Below are 19732 nucleotides of genomic sequence, written 5' to 3'. Positions count from 1 at the left end.
AGATTCACTGGACCGCCTGATATCTCAACCAAAAACGACTATCCAAGACCCAGCGCCCCACATTTACTCAAGAAACGAAATCCCCTGCCGATAGCCAGGGCAATACGCTGTGGTAGGGTATTTTAAAATTTGTCGGTACGGGTTTAGCGTATGAAAGAGATTTATCTATTGATCGAGCACGGAATCGATCAAGGCGAAGTGTATGTTCTTGGTTGGTTCGACGATGAGAAAAAGGCGAAGGAAATCGCCGAGGAAAAAGAGTGGGAGGCATACCGCGAAAGCTTGAAAACAGGACATGCCTGGTCAAATCACAAGCCGTTGGCACCAGACCAAACCGAATACCGTCGATTCTGGGTCAAAGAGGTTTCCAGGTTTGATCGCGTTCCCGTCCCAAGGTCCTCGGCCGTTCATTGAGCCTCGACCCTGTGCTGATGCTCCTCAGCAGCACAGTTACCACGCTTGGCGAACATCCAAAAGCAAGGCGCCTACCGGCCGACATGATTTCGAATGCATTCAGCCCCCCTGTAGGAGCTGGCTTGCCAGCGAAGACGGCCGCCAGTCGACAGATCTGCCAACAGGCGCGTAGCTTTGAAGGGAACAGCACTACGCACAAAATTCCATATTTGCGGGGGAACCACATCCCTGTGCTCAGTGTTAGCGCTCTTGAAAGGACCAGTACCTGGTCAAACCGCAACTAGTACTCGGTATCGCCTTCAATTTTGAAATGCATGACCCACCCCCTTAACGAAGTAACCAGAGTCATAAGAGGCATCAACATCAACAACGTCACAGAGATCACGGACCAACTTGTCATATGCTTCCCCTTTTTCCAGCAGGATTCGGCAGAGCACCCTTCCAACGAATGTCAGGTACCTTTAAACATAGTCACACACTCTGTTTTACGCACTAAAACACAGCACCACAATTGCAGACGCACGGCCATATCTGCCTAAATGCCCCACATTAAAGCGAGCTCACCTGCAACAAGGAAACGTTCATGCTCGTAATGCCCTGGCCATACCTGACACTCCTCTCTGCCGGCTATGTCCTGGCACTCACCTACGGGCAAATCACCGCCCAGGCGAGCATCGCCATTCTCCTGCTGCTGCTCGCCGGATTCGCTGTCCAGCAACAACACACCCGCTACGGCCGCTATCTTGGCCACGCCCTGTTCATTCTCCTGGCCCTCACCCTGGCGCTGCACTGGTGGCCGGGATTTCACAACGCCCGGATGATCGACCAGGAACGCTTCACCGATAACGCGGTGCCCTTCTCAATGAACCTCAATCTGGAAAAACCGCTGATTGGTTTCTGGCTGTTACTCGTATGCCCTTGGATCATTGGCCGCCACTCGTTGATGCAAGCATTAAAGGCAGGCGCCATGGCCCTGAGCCTGACGGCAATCGTCACACTGGGAAGCGCATGGTTGCTGGGAATCGTCGAGTGGTCACCGAAATGGCCGCCGCAGGCATGGTTGTGGATAAACAACAACCTGCTGCTGGTGACATTGGTCGAAGAAGCGCTGTTTCGGGGTTACCTGCAAGGCGGCTTGAGCCGATGCCTCCAGCATCTGCCCTACGGCGAATACCTCGCCCTACTGATCGCCGCGCTCCTGTTCGGAATGGCCCATTGGGGCGCCGGCTGGCAATGGATTTTGCTGGCGACCCTGGCGGGCATCGGCTACGGACTGGCCTATCGATTCGGCGGACTGGCCGCCGCCATCGCCACCCACTTCGGATTGAATTTGCTGCACTTCGGTTTATTCACTTACCCAATGATGGCCACCTGAGCCATCATTCCGAGTGCTGTCCGTGTGGCCAAATCTGTTAAAATGCCCTCCCCGATGGCAAAAACGTCCGGTTATCGGTAGGGAACTATGCAGCTTGACTCCTGTCAGGCTCAACGTTTAACCTCGCGCCCCACGAATGGAATCGATCTGCCCTACATCGGCAGATAGTCTTCTGAAAATGAATTCAAGCAGCGCGATTTATCGCGCTGCTGTGCTGTGCGGTAAAACATGCTCAAGCCCCGCTCCCCCCTACAGATCAAAAAATCCGTCATTTTTGCCCTGGTGCTGCGTGAAGCGCGGTCGCGCATCGGCGAGAGTCGAATGGGCGCAGTGTGGATGCTGCTTGAGCCGATTTGCCATCTGCTTATCCTTAGTGTTTTGTTCTCATTGATCCGTGGCCGAACAGTGGCCGGTATCGACTACCCGGTATTCGTCCTCGTGGGTCTCGCGCCCTTCCTGCTGTTTCGTAATACCACGTTGCGCCTGATGGACAGCCCGAAGGAAAACCGATCGCTGTTCGCCTATAAGCAAATCAAGCCGCTCGACACCTTCCTCGCCCGCGTCCTCGTGGAGTTCTGCACCTCGGCCACAGTCTACGCCATCCTGGTTTTCGGCTTTGCCTGGTATGGCTTCGACATGTCGGTCAAGTCGCCTATTCAATGGGTACTGACAATCCTGCTGGGCCTGCTGTTTGCCTTTGGCCTGGGCATGCTGCTGTCGCTGATCGCCCACGCAATTCCCGGCAGCAAACTCTTCATCCGCATGATGTTCTTTCCCCTGTATTTCATTTCCGGCGTGCTGATTCCAGCGTCCTACCTGCCACACGCCATGCTTCCACTCCTATTGCTCAATCCGTTCCTGCACTTGCTGGAACTGATTCGCGCCGAGATCTTCCCGTATTACGTGCCAGTCGATGGCGTTTCAGTCAAATACGTAATCGCTGTCACCCTGGTTTTGCTGTTCGTTTCGCTCGGCACCTACCGGGTTCGTCGACTGCATTTGATCTCCTCCAAAAACGGCTAACCGCAGGCTTACCGTGTTCGAGCTTAAAAACATCACAAAGTCGTACCTGACCCCCAAGGGGCGCCGCTATGTTTTCCGCGACCTGTCACTGAAGATCCCTGCCGGAAAAAATATCGGCCTGATCGGTCGTAACGGCGCGGGTAAATCCACCCTGGTACGCCTGCTGGGCGGTGCCGACGTGCCGGATTCCGGCACCATTGCCACAGACAAGAGCATTTCATGGCCCGTGGGCCTAGCCGGAGGCTTCCAGGGCAGCATGACCGGTCGCGAGAACGTTAAATTCGTCAGCCGCGTCTATGGTGCAGTCGGTGACGCCATGCGTGCAAAGGTCGCTTACGTTGAAGACTTTGCCGAGATCGGCAGCTGGATCGACGAGCCGGTCAAGACCTACTCCTCCGGCATGCGCTCGCGCCTGGCCTTCGGCCTGAGCATGGCCTTCGACTTCGATTACTACCTGATCGACGAAGTGATGTCGGTAGGCGATGCACAGTTCAGACGCAAGTGCTCCGAGGTATTCGAAGAACGGCTGCAGAAATCCAAGGTGGTACTGGTTTCTCACAACATGCCCGAAATCAAAAAGCTCTGTGACGTCGTACTGCTGGTGCGCGATGGCGGGGTGCAGATCTATGACGATGTCGATGAAGGCATTAAGACCTACAACACCTGATCGCCTGACCGTGGCGTGACTGTTTCATTTCAAGGATGCGTGTGCATATGAGTAGTACGGGTAAATTCAAGGGCTGGCGCCTGACACTGGGGCTGATTGTGGTACCAATGGTACTGGCCATCGTCTACTACAGCTTTTTTGCTGTGGACCGCTATGTCAGCTCTGCGCAAGTCGTGGTGCGCCAGGAAGGCAGCAACCCCGGCGCCCAGTTGCCTGGCCTGGCCATGCTGCTCAGCGGTACCAATTCGGCTTCCAGAGAAGAAACCCTGTACCTGCGCGAGTACATCATGTCGATGGACATGATGCAGCTGCTGGAAGATCGCCTGCACTGGATCGAGCAATACAGCAAGCAACGCAACGACCCGTTCTTCTGGCTGGACGCTGATACTGAGCGCGAGGACCTGCTCAAGTACTATCAGCGCATGGTTTCGGCGCACTACGAAGAAACTACAGGCCTGCTGAACGTTGAGGTACAAGCCTTCAACCCAGAACTGGCCGAGCAAATGGTCCAGGTCATTCTGGAAGCCAGCGAGCACTTTGTGAACGAAGTCTCCCACAGCATCGCCCGTGAGCAAATGCGCTTCGCCCAAGGCGAGCTGGAAGGTGCGAAAAAGAGCTACGCCCAACGCAAGGAAGAGCTGCTGAGCTTCCAGAATCGCAACAAGGTATTGGATGGTAAAAGCTCGGCCATGGGCCGTGCCAGCATCATCGACACTCTCGAAGGCGAGCACTCCAAAGAGCGCGCCGTGCTCACCCAGATGCTCTACAAACTTCGCCCGGACTCACCCCAGGTCAAGCAACAACAGCAACGCGTCAATGCCATTCGCGAACAGCTGAATGCCGAAAAACGCCTGCTGGTGTCCGCTCCTGATGGCGACCAGCTCAACGTCGTTGCCTCGCGCTTCCAGCAATTGACCCTGGACGCCGGCATTGCAGAAGAAACCTACAAGACCGCCGTTGCCGCACTCGACAATGCTCGTATCGAAGCCAGCAAGAAGATTCGCACTCTGGTCACCGTGGTCAGCCCGAACACGCCACAGCTGGCCATTTACCCAGAGCGCCTCTACAACCTGGCAACCATCTTCCTAGCCCTACTGCTGCTCTACGGCATCACCCGCTTCCTAATTGCATCGATCGAGGATCATCGTGATTAAATCCATTACTGGCCTGTCCCTTCGCCCCCTGAACTTGAGCATGCGAAACAGCGCTGTTACTGGTTTGATGCTGGTGACCCTGACCTTGGCAGGATGCGGCGGCACCCTGTCTGGCGCCGGTCCATACAAGGGCGATATCGAAAACAAGAACGAGTCGTACAACCTGGTTGAGATTAATGCCAGCACCATCGCCCCCTATATGCGCGGTGCAGTACGCCCGGTGCAATCGAGCATTGCCAAGCCAGTCGCACCCTCGGCGCGACTGATGGCCGGTGACATTCTCAACGTGCTGATCACCGACAACGCACCGGAAGGCTCGGCGCTGTTTGCCCCGCTCGCCACTGGTGGCACCCAGCTCAAGACTCGTATCGACGACCAAGGCATGATTTCCCTGCCCTACGTCGGCCGTCAGTTCGTCGCCGGCATGACCCTCAACCAAGTCGAGGACATGATCCGTAAGCAGCTAAAGGGTGTGACCACCGACGTGCAGACCCACGTTGAACTGGTCGGTGACTTGTCGGGCTCGGTACTGGTGGCCGGAGCGGTCAAATCACCAGGCCGCTTTAGTACCTTGCAAGGCCCGCTGACCCTCCTCGACGCCGTAAACCAGGCCGGTGGTCCGTTGTTGGAGCCGCACCTGGTCAACGTCACCGTGCGCACCGGTAGCCAGGTTCAGCAGTTCAACTATGAAGACGTACTGTCCGGTAACAACTCGGTGCTGCGCCCGAACTCGGAAGTAGTACTGGACCGTGCGCGACAACGCTTTGTCGCGATGGGCGCTGTCACCGAGCCTGGCTTGAAAGACTTGCCGGCACAAAACACTACTCTGCTCGATGCATTGGGCAGTGTCGGCGGCCTGAAAGAAGCCAACGCCAACCCTGAAGGTGTATTCGTGTTCCGCATGGGTGAAGGGGCCAACTCGAAACCGACGGTCCTGCGCCTGGATATGCGTGATCCAGCGGCGGTTTTCTACGCCCGCCAGATCATGATCAAACCGGATGACACCATCTATGTGACTAACGCAGCGATTTACGAGTGGCAAAAAGTTATTGCGCCGGTCGTACAGACCATGGTGTTGGGACGCACAGTGGGCGCTTACAAGTAACCTTTGAATTATGATCAGCGATAGGGAAATTACATGATCCCGGTAATACTTTCTGGCGGCTCAGGCTCCAGGCTCTGGCCGCTTTCGCGTGCCATGCACCCAAAGCAGTTCCTCACACTCAACGGCGAACAGACGCTGTTTCAGGCGACGTTGTCGCGGCTGGCGGGCATCCAGGATGGCCCGCTGACCCCGATCGTTGTGAGTAACGAAGACCACCGTTTCCTGGTGGCTGAACAGTGCCGTGCACTGGGAATCAACCCCCACGCTATTTTGCTCGAGCCGATCGGTCGCAATACTGCCCCCGCTATTGCCGCTGCGGTCGTCAAAGCCCTTGCAACAGGCAGAGACGAATTGCTGCTGGTGTTGCCTGCCGACCACGTTTTCGACGATCTGGATGCGCTGCACAAGGCTTTTAAAGCAGGCACACCCGCGGCGCGTGACGGCCGGATTGTGACGTTCGGGATCGTGCCGAACAAAGCCGAAACAGGTTACGGCTACATTCGCGTTGCAGAGAAATCCGACGAAATTCAAGCGGTTCAAGAATTCGTTGAAAAACCGGACCTCGCCACTGCAGAGCAATACCTGGCTGACGGCCGTTATTACTGGAACAGCGGCATGTTCCTGTTCCAGGCATCAAGCATGCTTGCTCAGCTGGAAGAACACGCGCCGCAAGTGCTGGATGCCGTACAGGCGGCGCTGAAAAATGCCAAGGAAGACCTGGACTTCACCCGCCTGGACACCATGGCCTTCGCAACGGCAGAAAACATTTCCATCGACTATGCCGTGATGGAGCGATCCAACCAGGTGTCAGTGGTCCCTCTGGACGCCGGGTGGAACGATGTCGGCTCATGGTCGGCAGTCTGGCAAATCGCCGAAAAGGACTCTCAGGGCAATGCATCCCGCGGCGACGTCATGCTTGAAGCCACACGTAATGCCTATGTTCACGCTGAGCACCGCATGGTGTCCGTATTGGGCCTGGATGACGTCATTGTGGTCGAAACCGCAGACGCTGTAATGGTCGCGGCCAAGGACAAGGCGCAGGACGTAAAACTGCTGGTTGATCGCATCAAACAGAGCGCGCGCACTGAAGCGACCAATCACCGCAAGGTGTATCGCCCGTGGGGTGCCTACGACTCCATTGACCAGGGACCGCGCTATCAGGTGAAGCGCATCACCGTTGCACCAGGGCAAAAGCTCTCGGTACAGATGCACCATCACCGCGCAGAGCACTGGATTGTTGTTACTGGTACGGCAAAAGTATCGATTGGCGATAAGCAGGTTCTGCTTTCCGAGAACCAGTCGACCTACATCCCTATAGGCGTCGTACACGCACTTGAAAATCCGGGGAAAATCCCTCTGGAAATGATCGAGGTTCAATCAGGCGGTTATCTGGGTGAGGACGACATCGTCCGCTTTGAAGACCGGTATGGACGTAGCGTCCAACCCCAAAACGAGCCTGCATAACCCTCTATTAACCGAGCACAAACACGGGTTTGTGCGAAGATATAACGAAACCTGCTCTCTTCGCCGCAAAGCAAAGAGAGCAAGGTAAGTTAAAGTGCATATATGAACATATTAATTCAATGCGGCGACCACTTAGAAAATCAAGATAGAATAATGACCCTGGCCATGGGGCTAAAAGAGGCCGGGCACTCGCCAACGATCCTTCTTTACTCCAACGCCAAAGGGCGTTATTTCGAGAACAATGGTATACAAACCATATCGCTCGATGGCAATGAACCAAAAGCCATCCTCGAAAAAGGCGTCACTATCGATTCGGTGCTTGAAGACGGCATCAAATACAACGACGTCATGACCGCCGAAGCAAGACGGCGCCCGATAGTTGGCTGGCCTGGGCAGCGAGCAAAAACGATTCGAGATATCCATAGAATCCACAAAACCCTCGCGAATATCATTGAAACTACCAAACCAGAGAAAATAATCATCTGGAACGGTTTCACAGGGTGGGTCGCTAATATCCTGAGACTTATCTGTGAAAAAAGGAAAATTCAGTGTGCTTTCTTGGAGCGCGGCCTTCTCAAGGGATCGCTATTCATCGATCGAATGGGTGTTAATGGCGCATCTTCATTAAATGGGCTGACCCCGTCAATCGTCGATAACTTTTCGCTAACCGACGAGGAGACGTCATTCGTCAAACAGCTATTTAAGATCAACCCCCAGATTACTGATTGCGTTGCTCCAAAGAAAAATCGGAATATTTTTTTCCCTTTGCAGGTTCAACTGGATACCAACATTATCCTGTACTGCAAGTACAGAACAATGCGCGAGACATTTTTAGATATATATTCTGCACTGAATAGCGAAGGAAGCTCTTTCTTAATTCGGCCTCACCCGGAAGAAACTTCTGATGCGCTAATTAATATTCCGCGATTTGATAACGTTAAGGTTTCAAACGAAAAGAGCCTTGACCATTGGCTGGATTGGTCTGACCTTGTGGTCACCATCAACAGCACGGTTGGCTTGGAAGCTTTGATAAAAGGAAAGCAAGTCATATCCCTGGGTCAATCAATCTATTCGTCAGCCGGATTAACGAATGGACTGAATGAAAAAAATATATCCACCGGGGTTAACTACCAGAGGCTGATCAAGTATTTAGGTTGGTTGCTGAAATCCAATCTGCTTTTACCTGACGGCCCTTACAACAAGTCGGTAATTACCGCTCAGCTTTCGATCGAAAGCGCCGCACCAGCTGAGTTGGAAAAAGACTCTAACCCTGCCAAGCCAGAAGTTGAGATCGCAACTTTACACATTGCGTTCCCACTAGACTCAACTTTAGATTTGACATACAGAAAAAACAAGACCCCGATAACAAAAGACTGGCTAACTGAAATAACGAAAAAACACATAAGCTCAAAACAATATGAGTTCTCAACTTCTAGAAAGCCAATTAAAGACCGATACTCTATTAAAATAGTCAGTGAGTGCAAATCAGCTAAGCCCGACTATAAATTCAGCAAGACTATCGATATCTACGGCAACGAAGTAAGATAAACAGAGACCATATCATGAAAAACGTTGCAATCTTCATTGAAACAATCAACGCAGCCCAGCAGGCTACCGTTAGTGAACTATTAGCGAAAAACAAAGACAATAGTTACGTTGGTCTAAATTTAAAAAAAGCCACTCCACACTCCAATCTAAAAGAAGCAAAAGACACCCAATCATTTTTAGACTTTTGCTGTAACGCCCACGACTTGATATTGGTGGCCGGAGATAATTACGCTGTCGATGAAAAAATGCTTAACAGTTTTTTCTCCAACAGCCTTGGGAACGTATGGCATATCCACAGCGATGGAAAACTTACAAGATATCGTCTGAACCCCAAGAAAAAAGCCTCCACCTTACTGGTATTTCCTGGCTCCATCCTGCCACTAACACTAGGTTCGCATCAGCGTGCGTTCAATTTGCTGTTCAATCTTGGTAAAAACGGAATTCTGGTCGACGTTCTACTGACCACACCGAAGAATGTTAAGCAAAGCGAATTTCAAACAGCGCTTGGCACGATATGCAACAATGTTTATGTTTATAAAAACAATAAGAAAAAACACAACCCACGCATAATCGCAAAGCGTTTCCTGGAAACAAAAGCACGAACCGTACTTGGGAAATCCAAAGAGCTTCCTGAACTGTTTTCTGAACGACTCAATACTCGACCTACAGAGTCATGTAAACGCTGGGTAAACTCTCTCTATCTTGCCAACAAATATGAGTCGGTTATCATCTCTTATGCCTGGATGATGGGTGCCCTCGAACACATAATACATGACAGTGAAAACTTCAAAATCATCTGTGACACGCACGACGTTCAATTTACAAGAAACGACGACATCCTCAATCGCAAGGAGAGGATTTTCTTCAATAGCATTATTGAAAAAAGATGCGAACTCACAGAACTAAATAAATGCGATTCTGTGCTTGCAATATCGGTATCCGATGAAGATATCCTAAAAAAATCACTGAAAAGCTCCACCAATGTGATTCGAGCGTCATCTGGATTCGATTATGCTCTATCGCAAGTTAAATCCCGCCCATATGGAAAGCCCCTGTATTTTGGTTTTATCGGTGGCCAAATGTCGGCCAACGTAAAATCGCTCGTCCATATTTTGGATGATTGGTGGCCATCCATCAAAAAGTACTCACCAGATAGCAAGCTATTCATCGCTGGGTCAATTTGCAAATCAGTAGAAATTCTGCCAAAGACTTTTCTCGACCCAAATGTTGTTCCACTTGGTTTCGTGAATAGCATTAGTGACTTCTACAACCAAATTGATGTTTCTCTGAATCCCGTACTGGTACAGGGCGGTCTTAATTTTAAAAGTGTTGAGGCAGTATTCGCCGGCAAGCATCTCATCACAAATAGTCTAGGTCAGGAATGTCTCGGGAGCGATTTCCCCTCGACTATCGCCAACACACCAGATGATATTGTCAATTTCATATCAAAATACGAATTCGACATCAAAAAGGATTACGGCATGCGAATAGCGAATCAAAACAAGGCCAAAAATTTATTTGCCAACAAAAAAACATATCTTGAACTCGTAAATTACCTTGCCGGCCAGCAAGCGTAAAAAGTTATCAGATAAAGCGACGCAGTCAGAATACGACTTTCGATTGCATAAATTTTTCCATACAGTGCGAATACGATCATCATTAAAATTACTGAAACAATCGAATGCTCCAACAATGCCCCTTTCGTACTCTTCGGCGGCATTAACGTCCTTGAATCCCTGGACCTGGCCCTGACCGCCTGCGCCGAGTACGTGCGCGTAACCGAAAAACTGGGCATTCCATACGTCTTCAAGGCCAGCTTCGACAAAGCCAACCGTTCGTCCATCCACTCCTATCGTGGCCCAGGCATGGAAGAAGGCCTGCGTATTTTCGAAGCGGTAAAGGCCGAGTTCGGCGTGCCGGTGATTACCGACGTGCACGAAATTGAACAGTGTGCACCTGTCGCCGAAGTGGTCGATGTGCTGCAGCTGCCTGCATTCCTGGCCCGTCAGACCGATCTGGTAGTGGCTCTGGCCAAAACCGGCAAGCCAGTGAACATCAAGAAGCCTCAGTTTTTGAGCCCATCGCAAGTGCAGAACATCGTGCACAAGTTCAAGGAAGCCGGTAACGACCAGTTGATCCTGTGCGATCGCGGCACATGCCTGGGTTACGACAACCTGGTAGTGGACATGCTGGGCTTCGGCGTGATGAAGCGTACCTGCGCGAATCTGCCGATCATTTTCGACGTAACCCACGCCCTGCAACAGCGTGATCCGTCGGGCGCAGCATCCGGTGGTCGTCGTGAGCAGGTGGTTGAACTGGCCCGTGCCGGCATGGGTGTTGGCCTGGCGGGTCTCTTCCTGGAAGCTCACCCGAACCCGGATCAAGCCAAGTGTGATGGCCCAAGCGCCCTGCCGCTGGATCAACTGGAGCCGTTCCTGGCGCAGATCAAGGCACTGGATGACCTGGTCAAGTCGTTCCCACCTCTGAACATTGCTTGAAGCCAAATCTGTTGAAACAAGGATTGTGAACATGGCAAGTACAGAACAACGGGTCGCGATTGTCATTCCGGCCCGCTACGGCTCGACTCGCCTGCCGGGCAAGCCGCTGGCTGATATTGCCGGCAAGCCGATGGTGCAACACGTTTATGAACGCGCACTGCAAGTTGCCAATGCCCATGTGGTAGTGATCGCCACTGACGACGAGCGCGTTGCAAAAGCAGTGCGGGCGTTCGGTGGTGAGTGCGTCATGACCTCGCCGGATCACCCCTCCGGCACCGACCGGCTGGCCGAAGTCATGGCGCAGATCGACGCCGACATTTACATCAATCTGCAGGGTGATGAGCCACTGGTTCGTCCGGCGGACATCGAAGCGCTGGCTGCGGGCATGCTCGCTGATGCGAACGTGAAGGTCGGCACTTTGTGCCACCCGATCGAAGCGCATGAAGCCGGCAACCCCAATACCGTGAAAGTGGTGCTGGCCAATAACAGTAACGCGTTGTACTTCAGCCGTTCGCCGATTCCCTACCCACGGGACGGCGAAGTCGCTCACTACCTCAAGCATGTCGGTGTCTACGGCTATCGTCGCGATGTGCTAGGCGATTACAGCAGCCTGCCACAGCCGATGATGGAGCACGCGGAGAAACTCGAGCAACTGAGGTTGATGGCAGCGGGTTACTGCATTCGGGCCTACCAGGTCGAGCCAACCGGCCCGGGCGTGGACACCCCAGAATGCCTGGAGCAAGTGCGGGCGCTGATGAGCGGCCAGGCCCCTGCCCCACGACCGACCCTCAACGACATTCGCCTGGTGATCACCGATGTGGATGGCGTGCTCACCGACGGCGGCATCTATTACGATGCTACCGGCGAATGCCTGAAGCGCTTCCATGTGCGTGATGGCATGGGCATGCGGCTGCTGGAAGAAAATGGTGTGCGGGTGGCAGTATTGTCCGGGCGTGATTCGGCAACGTTGCGCAAGCGTGTGGCCGACTTGGGTATTACTCTTTGCCAGTTCGGCGTGAAAGACAAGCAGGCGGCCTGCAACCAGTTGATGGCGGAAGCCGGTGTCAGCGCTGAGCAAACGGCGTGCATTGGTGACGACTGCATCGACCTGCCGGCGTTCGCGGCGTGCGCCTTGTCGTTTGCGGTGGCGGATGCGCCCGTGTATGTGAAAGCTGCTGCCACCCACGTATTGGATGCAGCGGGCGGTACCGGTGCGTTCCGTGAAGTGGCGGACAGTATTCTGTTTGCTCAGGGCAAGGATGCGGTACTGGGTACTGCGGCGGGTTATGCGCAGGTGATGGCGAAGATGGCGCAATAAGAAGGTGGATCGTACGCTGTAACGACAACGGAGTAGATGTTTAGCTCAGTTGCGGTCATCGTACAATGCCAACAAATCAGGCACTGCATAATGAGCCTCATTCAGAGCTGTGATTCAATAAGGTCATGAAGCTCTTCATAAGAAGAGCTTACCTATCCTATCCCTGTGAGCTTGCATCACTGAGAGAATACGATCATAGGCCACCATACAACACACTCGGGCGAAACCGTTAGGTACCTGGACAGCAAAATAGAGCAAGCTCGTGCCCTACCCTGAGATTAGATACCTGTTGATCGACAGCCTTGCTACCCAGTCAGCCATGCAGCCTTTCATCATTAGCCGCAAAAAGGATTCAGCAGGACACCCAGAATCGAAACGGTCAGTAGCTTTATGCTTGATTTCGCTACAAAATTGGCTTACCTCGTACGCTCCGATTTGATGCCTACGTGCTTTCATGCCGTGGACATGCCCGCCTACATCATCAAGCAGAGCACCATCCACTTTTCGCTAATAGAGCGACCTCAGCGCGCCTTGGGGAAACTGCAGAAAACCTTTCCCATATCTGTTAAAATAGCTCACCTTCGTCGATCTATTCCGCCAGCGACCTAATCGGATAGATTACCAGTCGCGAACTGAAAATTCAGCCAGAGTCTTAGTAATTACTCCGAAGTGTAAATAATTCTTCAGAATTTAGCTAAAACAAATCTTGCGGATTAAATCGAGCTTTACCTTAATCGAAGAAAACCATATTCACCTTACAGCCAGTATCGATTCCAGGAGAAAAAATGAAGCTTGAGGACTTCAAAGAGTTAGTTCAGAAAAAAAAGGTTTTGGACGCTTTAGACATTGCAGAACATATCACCCCAAAAGACAGATACTTCTATTACGAAAAATCTAAAGCACTACTATCCATCGGCAACCACGAAGACTCACTCAAAAACATTGATAAAGTTTTAGAGTTAAAACCCGACTGGCTAGGCGCACACTCGATCAAGGTCTCTATACTGACTTCATTAAAAAGAGAACCAGATTTAATCAACGCACTAGTTAGCATGATCACCGCTAGCAAAGAAATCACAGACAAAGATGAAGTTTTTTCAACCTTATTCAATCAACTTTTAGATTGCACAATCAAGAACAAAATAAGCTTGATATCGTTCTGCCTAGAATATTACAAATACATTAACGGCTCCGACAGCCTTTACTTATTTTTCTCAGGCATTATAGACTCCAGTCAAGGCCATCTCGACACGGCGGCAAAAAAACTTTCCCTACTCACTAGTGATAGTATAAAAAATTTAGGCAGACATGCTACAGGCGCACTTAGCTTTAGATACAGCCACGAACTAGAGAGAATCTCGAGCAACCTGAGAGATTACACTACAAAAATCAACTTCTTAAAAGATTGCAACAACTTCAACGATGACTACTCAGAGATAGTATTTGCTGCCTGCGACTCTAAGTACTTCGACATGTTTTCAGAAGTTTTTATTTCGAGCTTTGCGTACAACCTTACATTCAAAATCTGCCACATACACGTAGTAAACCCTACAAAAAGCACTATCGAAAAAGCGAACATAATTGCATCCTCCTTTGCAAATTTCAACTTCTCCTACGAACACTCACGCTTCAACGAAGCAATATACTTTGCAACCGCTAGATTTTTAACACTCGAGACGATCCTAGATTTTTACGGCAAAGATGTTTTGGTCTGCGATATCGACGCAGCATTTCTCGCTGACTTTTCAATCTCGGAAATTCTCTCTCAGAATTTTGACTTAGTTATAAAAGCTGACGACCAATGTGGACTTGCGCTTTACCCTTGGAGAGGGCTAGCCGCTGGCTTTCTCGCAGTAAAAAATAATGATAGAGCGAAAGATTTTATAAGAAGCTTGAAATCATACATCTTGAACTTCTTGCTAGATGCGCAATACGATAACATCTGGTACTTTGACCAAACGGCACTTTACTGCCTACTTAACTTTTTCTCCGAAAGACAGCTTGAGCTTAGAACTCGCTTCATACACGGAGAAACATCAAAAATAATAATCTACCCAGATGCAAAAAAAGAAACTAAAGAAGAATTTGCTATAAAGCACAACAAAATAGATATATACCTAACAACATTATAAACATTTAAATTTGGACCAGTGTCATGCGCTTTGTCGTTTGCCATGGTGGATGTGGATGCGGATACGCCGGTGTAAGTAAAAGTTGCTGCCACCCATATACTGAATGCAGCGGGCGGCACCGGTGCGTTCCGTAAAGTGGCGGACAGTATTCTGTTTGCTCAGGGCAAGGATTCGGTAATGGGCACTGCGGCGGGTTATGCGCAGGAGATGGCGAAAATGGCGCAGAACGCTGAAGAGTCGTTGATGAAATAGAAAAACGGGGCCGATGTTGGGCCCCCGTTTTCGTTCCTGCAGATCGACATTTGGTCTCTGACGGGATACGGCGTTCCCACGCATTATGGCTGGGAACATCCCGAGACGACGGCGCCCTTGCGGGCGCTTTCGCTGGCAAGCCAGCTCCTACAAAGATCGCGTGTATCAGTCGAAGATTTCGACAACGCCTACGACAGCGTTTTCGCTGTTGGTGACGGCCAGTGCACGGATCTTGTTGTCCAGCATATAAGCCTCAGCTTCCGACAGCTGCGAATCATCCTTGATGGTGTGCGGGTTGGCGGTCATGAAGTGGGCGACGGTGGTGTGGATCACGCCTTCGTTTTCCAGCAGTGCGCGACGCAGGTCGCCGTCGGTGACGATACCCACCAGAGCGCCCTGCTCCATGACCACAGTCAGGCCCATGCGGCTTTGGGTCATCACCAGCAGGCAATCGTGGAAGCTGGTGGCCGGGGTGACGATGGGTGCAGGAGAGTGCATAACGTCGCTGACGCGGGTCAGCAGCTTGCGGCCCAGGCTGCCACCGGGGTGGTAGCGGGCGAAGTCCATCGGCTTGAATTGAATCGCTTCGATCAAAGCTACAGCCAGGGCATCACCCATGGCCATGGTCGCCAAGGTGGAAGTAGTCGGTGCCAGGTTGTTTGGGCACACTTCTCGCTCGACGGAGATGTCCAGCCAGATATCCGCGTGCTTGGCCAGGGTCGACTTTCCGTTGCCGGTCATGGCGATGATTTTGTTGCCGAAGGATTTCAGGCTTGGAATCAGCTTGATCAGTTCCTCGGTCTCGCCGCTGTAACTGATCAGGATCAGCACGTCGATCGGCTTGAGCATGCCCAGGTCGCCGTGGAAGGCTTCAGCCGGGTGCAGAAAGAAACTCGGGGTGCCGGTGGAGGCGAAGGTCGCGACCATCTTTTGCCCGATCAGGCCGGATTTGCCCATGCCGCACACGACGGTGCGACCTTTGCAACCGAGGATCAGCTCGACTGCACGCTGGAATTCGCCATCCAGGCGCTCCGCCAGCTGACTGATTGCTTGCGCTTGGGCATAGAGCGCTTCTTTGGCAATTGGTAGGTGATTCATGGGGGGACCTTATCGTTCCTTGATTTTGAAGGCGCGTATGGTAACGGCTCAATGGCAGTGAGGGAACGAAGTTGTCCATCCGTCTGTAGGAAATATCCTAAACCATGATAAACAAATCATTGAATGCCACGTAGTTGGCAATCATGGGACGGAATCCGTACTATCGCGCCTCTTCTGGTCAACTGTTATAGAGAGTGGGCAAGGATCGCGCCGCCGTCACGGGATGTGTCAGGCAGAAAATGGATGGTTGCTTACAGTTGGAACACATGGGTACCGAATCAAACACCGCGACACTCGCCAGCAGCAGGACTGTATTTTGGCTGAGCCATGCCACGCTGGAAAAACGCTTGAGCTTTCTCCTGCCAGGGTATCGGGCTGATGGGTTCAGCATCGTCACCACAGACCTGGCGTCCAATGCCTCGTTCGTCAGTTACGTGCGTCATCACCGACTGACCGATCTCGCCACCGGTGCCACGCAGGACGTGATCGAGAAGTCGATTCGCAAAACGCTTTTTATCACCAGTCTGGAGTCACGCTTCTATCGAGAGCGCAACGTGCTCAACGCAAGCGTTCACTTCAAGCACCCATCTTGCCTGGGCGTGATCGAAACGCCGTTGGAAAGCCTGATTTTTACCGGCTACGTACAAGGCCGTCCGCCAGCCATGTCGACTATCGCAAAGACCGTGGCGCCGGGCATTGCCGAGATCGAGACGCTGTCCAGTCGTTATCTTGGCTTCGCGCCTTGGTGGCAGGCGCCCAAGTTCTGGACCATGGATTTTTTTCGGCCTTGGTATCTGCTGCGATCGCGCTTTAATTACGAGCGCTATCTGCACACCCTTGTAGAGCTGGCCCGAGACGATGACCGCTTTGCCGACCTGCCCCGCCGACTTCGCGCGTTGCGGCCAATCTTGCGCCGTGAGGCCAATGGGGCAAAAAAGGGTCAGCGCTGTTTTTGCCACATGGATTATTTGCGCAAGAATTTTTTCCTGTCGCCTGATGGCCTGCAGATGATCGACTGGAGCGAGTTCAAGGTTGGACGCGTCGGATTTGACGGTGGCTCCTACCTGAGCGCGGTGTTCAGGCGTAGCGATATGGAGCGCTTTGTCACAGTGCGCGAGGAGTTCCTGGCGACCTATCTAGAGGCTCTGGACACTCGAATCGACCAGCAGCAGGCGTTGCGCAACTTGAATTACTTTTTCCTGCAGAATTCCCTCTGGCATTTCCTGCGTCCCAAGACCATTGCTGACTACCAGCGACGGGGCAAGCTGGAGCTGTTGCATCAGAAGTATGAGTATTTGTTGGCGCTGCCTGTGACGTTAGGTCGTTAGGCGAGTCGATACGGATGTTCGTTGTATTAGGTGAGGACGCCTTCGCTGGCAAGCCAGCTCCTACAAGGGGCTTGATTGTCGGGAGGGCGTCTCATGCCTGAAGCTTTGCGTGTCTGATCACCCTTGCGGATCGAGATTATCCAGTGCGCGATTCACCGCCATATCGGCCAGCATGATCACCTGCTGGATGCCCAGCAACATGCTGCGCTGAGGGCCGTCGACGAATGTTGCGAAATCGGTGGCCATGACACTGGCTGACGCCAGGGATTCACAGGCGTGAGCTAGAAGGGTTTCGGTGTCGATGCCTGGAGCGATGAGGAACATCGAGCTGGGGTTATGGGACGCGCTGGATTTTAGGATCGCGGGTTTCAGGTGCGGGTCGATTTCTGATTCGGGGGTATTAGGGGAAGGTTTGGGCATGGTGGAACTCCGTTTGATGATTGGAGCTGCCCCATCCGTTTCCAGGCGAAAGGGTGGCAGCTGTACGCAGGCTGGAAACCCGGGGAAACGGCAACCCGGTAGACCCGAAGGTCTCCCGCGCACAGCCGCCATAACGGAGTGCACACATTAAAAGCGCGCAAGCATACGTTATGAAGGGCGCTTTTGCGCCATTTCCACTTCGGGGTTTCCAGTCCCGGCCGCTGATTTGGCAGCGGCGGACAAAGCGTAGGGATGCTAGTTCCGAAGGACAACCTGAAAGGGTTGTGGGAGGATGGGTTGGCTGGGTGGACGCCTTCGCTGGCAAGCCAGCTCCTATGTATGGACTCGCCCCCCACTGTCTACCCGCTTTTAAAAAACCGTCGCCCCGTTGCATCTATGTATAAGGCCTATTCGTGGAAGCCGTCTTCGGCTTCTGGCCAAAATTGGAAAAGCTCGTGGTATGCCGATTACATTCAGGCCTCGAAGGCCAGTAGGAGCTTAGGCATCAATCCACGCCGGTCTTACCTGGGGTCAATTTTTTTCAGCAAAGGGTCGGACAGTTGGTACCTCGGTGGCAGAACTCTGTCGCTCAGTGGCTCATCGTTGCCTGCTGGCCATCTCCGGCGTGGCGACGATAAGTCTGGTCATTCTGTAGAAGCACCCAGACGATTCGCAGGTTGCGGTTGGCTAGCCTGATCGCAGCTTCCTTACGACCCAACCGGCTCATCCAGTGCAACAAGCGGCGGTCATCGGGTTGCTGGGAATCAGGTCGTAGTTGTTGCAGCACCGCGTGGGCTCCTTGGATCATCAGGCTGCGTAAATAAGCATCACCTCGCTTGGTCATGTCCCCCAGCCGGATCTTTTCCCCGCTGCTGTGCTGGTCAGGCACCATGCCAAAGTACGCGGCAAACTTGCGGGCATTGGGAAATCGCTCAGGCTTGGTTTCCTTGGCCACCAGGGCCGTGGCTGTGACTGGGCCGATGCCGCGCACAGTCATCAGTCGCTTCGCCGTCATGTCGGCGTTGGCGGCCACTTCCAGGCGTCCCGTCAGTACGCTGATGCGCTCGCCCAAATGGCGCCACTCGGCCAGCAGTTCGTCGATCAGTTCACGCAGCAGGGCCGGCACCGGCTGGGTAGCATCTTCCAGCACCCGCGGAATTTTCTGGCTGATCGCAACATCGCCTTGCGCCAAGGCGACACCGTGCTCGAGCAGCAGGCCGCGCATCTGATTACTGACGGCCGTGCGCCGACGCACATAGCCCTGACGGGCGCGATGCAACGCCTGCATGGCCAGCGCCGCGACGCTTTTGACCGGTACTGCGCAGATTTTTTCATCGCGACCAGCCCGCAGAATCGCCAACGCATCGTTGCGATCATTTTTTGGCCCGCTGCGATGTTTGGCCACCAAACCGGCTGGAAGAATTCGCGCCGAATTACCTTGGTCTTGCAGTTGCCGGGCCCAGGCTTGAGCACCCGGACCGGTCTCCATCAAAACCACAACATGAGGCGGCAACTTTTGGAGAAACTCATAGAACGCCTCGCGCGACTTGATCCGTTGCTCGAAGCGCACCTGGCCGAGAACATCTTCACCGGCGACCTGAAAAACCTGCTTGGCCAGATCGACCGCCAAGGTTGTGCAGGCCGACAAATCGGTAGAAGACAGGGATTGATCAATCGAACTATGCTTTTTCATGGACTCGCCCTCGCTGCCGTTGGCTGTTTAGACTGCCACCGTGGCGCATTGACGCCTCGGCTGGGGCGAGTCCATCCAATTACAGTGTTTTGTAGCGATCACGAATTCGCGTCACAAACCACATCTACGAAACCACTTAAATATCAATAAATCCACTGTTATTTGTGACAGTTACACTGCTGCGGAAAAAATCTTAGGGTGTTCCTCACGGCATCGACAGAACGTCAATGTCAATACACACGA

General features: G+C 52.7%; 16 protein-coding genes. 13 read left to right on the top strand and 3 right to left on the bottom strand.

Features of this window, described 5'->3' with window-relative positions:
- Window positions 1–150 precede the first annotated feature (150 nt).
- The 12 genes from DKB71_RS09545 to DKB71_RS09490 all read left to right on the top strand — a co-directional run bounded on the left by DKB71_RS09545 (window position 151) and on the right by DKB71_RS09490 (window position 14698).
- Window positions 151–414 carry a hypothetical protein gene (locus tag DKB71_RS09545; protein ID WP_408600181.1) on the top strand — a complete coding sequence of 88 codons (264 nt, stop codon included), beginning with the start codon at window positions 151–153 and terminating at the stop codon, window positions 412–414.
- A 583-nt stretch (window positions 415–997) separates the two neighbouring features.
- Window positions 998–1789 (top strand): lysostaphin resistance A-like protein, encoded by a 792-nt coding sequence (locus DKB71_RS09540; RefSeq protein ID WP_408600180.1) that lies wholly within the window; start codon window positions 998–1000, stop codon window positions 1787–1789.
- Window positions 1790–2017: 228 nt separating this feature from the next.
- Entirely contained in the window at window positions 2018–2812 is a 795-nt protein-coding gene (locus tag DKB71_RS09535) for an ABC transporter permease (protein ID WP_408600179.1), read from the top strand.
- Window positions 2813–2825: 13 nt separating this feature from the next.
- Window positions 2826–3479: an ABC transporter ATP-binding protein gene (locus DKB71_RS09530; protein ID WP_408600178.1), complete on the top strand. Its 654-nt coding sequence runs from the start codon at window positions 2826–2828 to the stop codon at window positions 3477–3479.
- A gap of 47 nt (window positions 3480–3526) precedes the next feature.
- Window positions 3527–4633 (top strand): ABC transporter permease, encoded by a 1107-nt coding sequence (locus DKB71_RS09525; protein WP_408600177.1) that lies wholly within the window; start codon window positions 3527–3529, stop codon window positions 4631–4633.
- Between the two features lie 40 nt (window positions 4634–4673).
- On the top strand, window positions 4674–5738 hold the full coding sequence (locus DKB71_RS09520) for a polysaccharide biosynthesis/export family protein (protein ID WP_408600176.1): 1065 nt from the start codon (window positions 4674–4676) through the stop codon (window positions 5736–5738).
- Window positions 5739–5771: 33 nt separating this feature from the next.
- Entirely contained in the window at window positions 5772–7202 is a 1431-nt protein-coding gene (locus DKB71_RS09515) for a mannose-1-phosphate guanylyltransferase/mannose-6-phosphate isomerase (protein ID WP_408600175.1), read from the top strand.
- Between the two features lie 153 nt (window positions 7203–7355).
- Window positions 7356–8750 (top strand): hypothetical protein, encoded by a 1395-nt coding sequence (locus DKB71_RS09510; RefSeq protein WP_408600173.1) that lies wholly within the window; start codon window positions 7356–7358, stop codon window positions 8748–8750.
- A gap of 14 nt (window positions 8751–8764) precedes the next feature.
- On the top strand, window positions 8765–10327 hold the full coding sequence (locus DKB71_RS09505; RefSeq protein ID WP_408600171.1) for a glycosyltransferase: 1563 nt from the start codon (window positions 8765–8767) through the stop codon (window positions 10325–10327).
- Window positions 10328–10405: 78 nt separating this feature from the next.
- Window positions 10406–11248, top strand: coding sequence for a 3-deoxy-8-phosphooctulonate synthase (kdsA, locus tag DKB71_RS09500; RefSeq protein ID WP_408601069.1), 843 nt, complete (start codon window positions 10406–10408; stop codon window positions 11246–11248).
- A gap of 31 nt (window positions 11249–11279) precedes the next feature.
- The gene (gene kdsB, locus DKB71_RS09495) at window positions 11280–12566 is read left to right on the top strand and encodes a 3-deoxy-manno-octulosonate cytidylyltransferase (protein WP_408600170.1); all 1287 of its coding nucleotides are present in this window, start codon (window positions 11280–11282) and stop codon (window positions 12564–12566) included.
- A gap of 785 nt (window positions 12567–13351) precedes the next feature.
- Window positions 13352–14698: a hypothetical protein gene (locus tag DKB71_RS09490; RefSeq protein WP_408600169.1), complete on the top strand. Its 1347-nt coding sequence runs from the start codon at window positions 13352–13354 to the stop codon at window positions 14696–14698.
- A 417-nt stretch (window positions 14699–15115) separates the two neighbouring features.
- Here the strand turns inward: DKB71_RS09490 and DKB71_RS09485 are convergent, their stop codons facing one another.
- Entirely contained in the window at window positions 15116–16048 is a 933-nt protein-coding gene (locus DKB71_RS09485) for an SIS domain-containing protein (protein WP_408600168.1), read from the bottom strand.
- Between the two features lie 194 nt (window positions 16049–16242).
- Between DKB71_RS09485 and DKB71_RS09480 the strand changes: the two genes are divergently transcribed.
- Window positions 16243–17376 (top strand): phosphotransferase family protein, encoded by a 1134-nt coding sequence (locus DKB71_RS09480; protein WP_408600167.1) that lies wholly within the window; start codon window positions 16243–16245, stop codon window positions 17374–17376.
- A gap of 117 nt (window positions 17377–17493) precedes the next feature.
- Here the strand turns inward: DKB71_RS09480 and DKB71_RS09475 are convergent, their stop codons facing one another.
- Window positions 17494–17796 carry a DUF6124 family protein gene (locus DKB71_RS09475; protein WP_408600166.1) on the bottom strand — a complete coding sequence of 101 codons (303 nt, stop codon included), beginning with the start codon at window positions 17794–17796 and terminating at the stop codon, window positions 17494–17496.
- 589 nt (window positions 17797–18385) lie between these two features.
- Window positions 18386–19444 (bottom strand): IS110 family transposase, encoded by a 1059-nt coding sequence (locus DKB71_RS09470; protein WP_274078160.1) that lies wholly within the window; start codon window positions 19442–19444, stop codon window positions 18386–18388.
- Between the last annotated feature and the right edge of the window lie 288 nt (window positions 19445–19732).

Origin of the sequence: Pseudomonas sp. PLMAX (assembly GCF_046042685.1) — a bacterium.
Lineage (GTDB): Bacteria > Pseudomonadota > Gammaproteobacteria > Pseudomonadales > Pseudomonadaceae > Aquipseudomonas > Aquipseudomonas putida_AE.
Note: the sequence above shows the minus strand (reverse complement) of the source record. Positions and strands in the feature narration are given on the sequence as shown.